General features: G+C 39.3%; 2 protein-coding genes and 1 pseudogene. 2 read left to right on the forward strand and 1 reads right to left on the reverse strand.

Annotation, left to right across the window (positions count from 1 at the left end):
- Positions 1 to 193 precede the first annotated feature (193 nt).
- Positions 194 to 343 (forward strand): annotated as a pseudogene (locus tag H7254_RS21500) (LytTR family transcriptional regulator DNA-binding domain-containing protein); the annotation flags it as partial.
- On the opposite strand, the gene H7254_RS10955 reads toward H7254_RS21500, so the two are convergent.
- The gene (locus H7254_RS10955; RefSeq protein ID WP_301933004.1) at positions 344 to 1,828 is read right to left on the reverse strand and encodes a helix-turn-helix transcriptional regulator; all 1,485 of its coding nucleotides are present in this window, start codon (positions 1,826 to 1,828) and stop codon (positions 344 to 346) included.
- 101 nt (positions 1,829 to 1,929) lie between these two features.
- Here H7254_RS10955 and aceB point away from each other — a divergent pair, with 101 nt between their 5' ends.
- Positions 1,930 to 3,657 (forward strand): malate synthase A, encoded by a 1,728-nt coding sequence (aceB, locus tag H7254_RS10960; RefSeq protein ID WP_301933005.1) that lies wholly within the window; start codon positions 1,930 to 1,932, stop codon positions 3,655 to 3,657.
- Positions 3,658 to 3,723 lie beyond the last annotated feature (66 nt).

Here is a 3,723-nt window from a genome sequence, read left to right on the forward strand (position 1 = left end):
AATTATCCGCAATGATTTTCATTTCGTGGCCGAAGGTGCTGGTTTTACCCGGGAGCTATCGGATTTTTTAAAAGATAGCGGTAGATACAAGGGTTGATACGATTACCAATATCAGCAGTTATTTTGGGGTAAAGGGGGCTAAGTTAAATCGTCAGTATAAAAAACACAGTAGTGGCTTTAAAAATTTCCTTCCTCACATTTTATAAGGGTACACTGTTCTTTTGTTGTTAATAAGGATAAGATAGATGCAATTGAAGAAAGCAATCTCATTATTGCAGATACGCCCATTCCGATAGGAAAAACTTACCGGGAAGAACTGATGAAAAGATTATCTATTCTTTAATTATTCTCCCAGTTGTATTAATGCTTCGTTTATTTTTTCCTGCTGCTGTTGTTTAAATATTTCCACCGGTGGGTTAGCTCTTTCTTTGCAGTCCATAATGCCGCAGCGTTCGCAGGTGGTATGCACTGTTTTTTCGGCAATAGATTTATCGTTTACAAAAGGCATGGTTTGAGATAATTTCTGATCTATGAGCAAGCCAATAGTTACACTCACTATTTCATTACTTCCTTTGGCTGCCGGTTTTGCAATAGAGATACAGAGATACCGGTTATGTGTATGCCAGTATTGTGATACCTGTGCCTCCACATAAGGTTGTTTATATTTTTTTTGGGCTACCTGCTCAGCAATATTTTTCATTGAATGTATAGATACCCATCTGCGGCAATAGTGCTCATTGGTTGCATTGGCATAAGGATTATGAACCTGCGACAGGTGCAATTCTTTGGTAATCTCAAATTCATCTTTTACCATATCTCCCGAAATGCGTAAAAAGAAAAGATGATCTATACCAAAATGTTTCGGCAAAATATTGGTAAGCCGCTGCATCATCATCTCGGGTGTTACATCATATTTAAAACATAGGTCCAGCCATGCTTTATCATTCCATTTGGGTTGCATTACTATACGTTTAATGTCTTCCACAAAATTTTGTTCGGGCATTAATAAGGCTACCGCAAAATAGGATGCTTTAAAATTATTCAACAGTTTATCAAAAGATTCGCTGTGTTGAATAATGGTTTCATAAGGTCGGTCGGTAAGGCCCAGGTATTGAAAAGCAATTTCACGGGCCAGTAAAAATCTTTCCTGCGCCGGACTGAATGCTTTATTAATAAAAAGCGTTTTGTTGTTTGCAGAATAAAAGGAACGGATCCGCTGCAATGCTTCCAGCGTATTCATGCGCTTTCGGTTTACCTGGATGCCTGTTTTTTGCAGGGCAGCTTCAAGCAATGCGGTATCTACAGGTAAAATTTCTTTCCATTTATTATCCTTTCTAAAACTCTTTACGGCATCTTCTAAATCTTCAAAATAATTGTCCTGCAGGTCCTGGTAAGAGCGCAGCGCTGCATTATAAAAATTTTCTTTTGATAATTGGTAACTGCGGGAAATTTTTAATAAGGTACTGATGAAGGCAGTTACTTTATCCGGCGTATTGGAAAACAGATCCAGTAAGGATGCAGGTTTTAATCCAAAATGTTCCCAGGGAATGGCATTGATAAAATCAGAATTGATAAGGTCTATAATAGGTTGAAGTTTTTTACTGGCTCTCAGCGAAACCAGGTAATCATAATCTACTTCCAGCACTTTAGCCAGTGATAATATTTTATCTGCCTTTGGAAATTTTTTTCCTGTTTCTATATCATGAACATAGGAAAGAGAAAGGTTTGTTTTTTGGGCAAGCTGCTGGTAACTCAGTCCCCTTTCCTGCCGCAGGGCTTTCATCTTTAATCCAAAAATCAGTCGAATACTGTCGTTGTCTGTCATCATAACTGCAATTTAGCGAAATGTGCATAACTTTATTAAAATAATTATTAGCGAATTATTCGCTAATAAAGAAAAGTACTATATTTGATGAAAATATTCAAATTATGATAATCACCACTCAAACACCCGGGCAATACTTCACACCGCCGGGTATGCGCATCAAAGCCCCATTTCATCAGTCTTTCGCCGAAGTGCTTACCCCTGAAGCCTTACTTTTTATTGCAGCCCTGCAGCAAAATTTTAATGCCAGGAGAAAACAATTATTGAATGACAGGCAATTGTTGCAGGTGAAATTAGATGCAGGATGGCAACCTGGTTTACTGCCGGAAACAGAAAGTATCCGCAATTCAGCCTGGCTGATAGCTTCGGTTCCGGATATTATTAAAGACAGAAGGGTGGAGATAACCGGACCGGTGGACCGCAAAATGATCATCAACGCCTGTAACTCCGGGGCCAATATTTTTATGGCAGATTTTGAAGACAGCAATGCACCCTCTTGGGATAATACCATCGGTGGGCAAATAAATCTTAAGGATGCCATCAACCGTAATATTAATTTTTACAATGCAGAAAATGGAAAAGAATATACATTGAATGAAAAAACAGCTACACTGTTTATAAGGCCAAGAGGCTGGCACCTCGATGAAAAACATATTGAACTGGATGGAGAACCTGTAAGCGCAAGCCTGGTAGATTTTGGTTTGTATTTTTTTCATAATGCAAAAACATTATTAAAGAATGGCGCCGGCCCTTTTTTCTATTTACCCAAACTGGAAAGTTATAAAGAAGCAAGGTTATGGAATGATGTATTTACGTTTGCCCAAAACTATTGTGGTGTAGCGCATGGCAGTATAAAAGCTACTGTGCTGGTAGAAACCATTCTTGCCAGTTTTCAGCTTCATGAAATTTTGTGGGAGTTAAGAGATCATTCTGCCGGATTAAACTGTGGCCGCTGGGATTATATATTTTCATTTATCAAAAAATTCAGGAATGTTCCGCAGCATGTTTTTCCAGACCGGGCTCAGGTAACTATGACCGTTCCTTTTATGAGGGCCTACACACAACTGGTAATTAAAACCTGTCACCAAAGGGGTGCTCATGCCATTGGTGGTATGGCAGCACAAATTCCTATCCGGGGAAATGAAAAAGCCAATGAGGCCGCCCTGCAAAAAGTAAAAGCCGATAAACTTCGTGAAGTAAAAGATGGGCACGATGGTACATGGGTGGCACACCCGGGATTGGTATCACTTGCCAAAGAAGTATTTGACGAATTCATGAAAACGCCCAACCAGCTTCATGTAAAGAGAGAAGATTTCAGTTGCACAGAAAAAGAACTGCTGCAGGTACCCGGAGGAACCATTACCGAAGCAGGATTGCGGCACAATATAAATGTGGGTATTCTTTACCTGGAAAGCTGGTTGCGGGGCAATGGCGCTGCGGCTCTTTACAATATGATGGAAGATGCAGCCACTGCAGAAATTTGCCGCACACAGGTTTGGCAGTGGGTACGCAGTAAAGCCAAACTGGATGATGGCAGAGAAATTAACCTGAATCTTTATATAGATCTGAGAGATGATGAAATAGAAAGCATAAAAAACGCAGCAGGCAGTAAAGTATATCAGGCGGGACAGTATGTACAGGCTATCTGCATTTTTAATAAACTGGTGGTGCAGGATAAATGGGAAGACTTTTTAACGCTGCCTGCCTACGATCTTATTCTTTCAAATAACGAAAAAAAAGTTTGCAAAAATGATACACCAATTCCTTCGGCAGTTATAAAAAAAGAATTTGCAGAAGAACTTATTGAAAAAGAAATAGTTAGTATTTATTAATTGTGCAGGAGAAGTTTAGGGTTTAGAGGTTTAGAGTGTAACAACTCAAATCTTAGCAAAAGATAG

This window comes from Ferruginibacter sp. (genome assembly GCF_014377975.1).
In the GTDB taxonomy this organism is placed as follows: Bacteria; Bacteroidota; Bacteroidia; order Chitinophagales; family Chitinophagaceae; genus Ferruginibacter.

Excerpts from the sequence above, each read along its gene's own strand:
- H7254_RS10955 (WP_301933004.1), bottom strand. The coding sequence starts at position 1,828 with ATGATGACAGACAACGACAGTATTCGACTGATTTTTGGATTAAAGATG.
- aceB (WP_301933005.1), top strand. The coding sequence starts at position 1,930 with ATGATAATCACCACTCAAACACCCGGGCAATACTTCACACCGCCGGGT.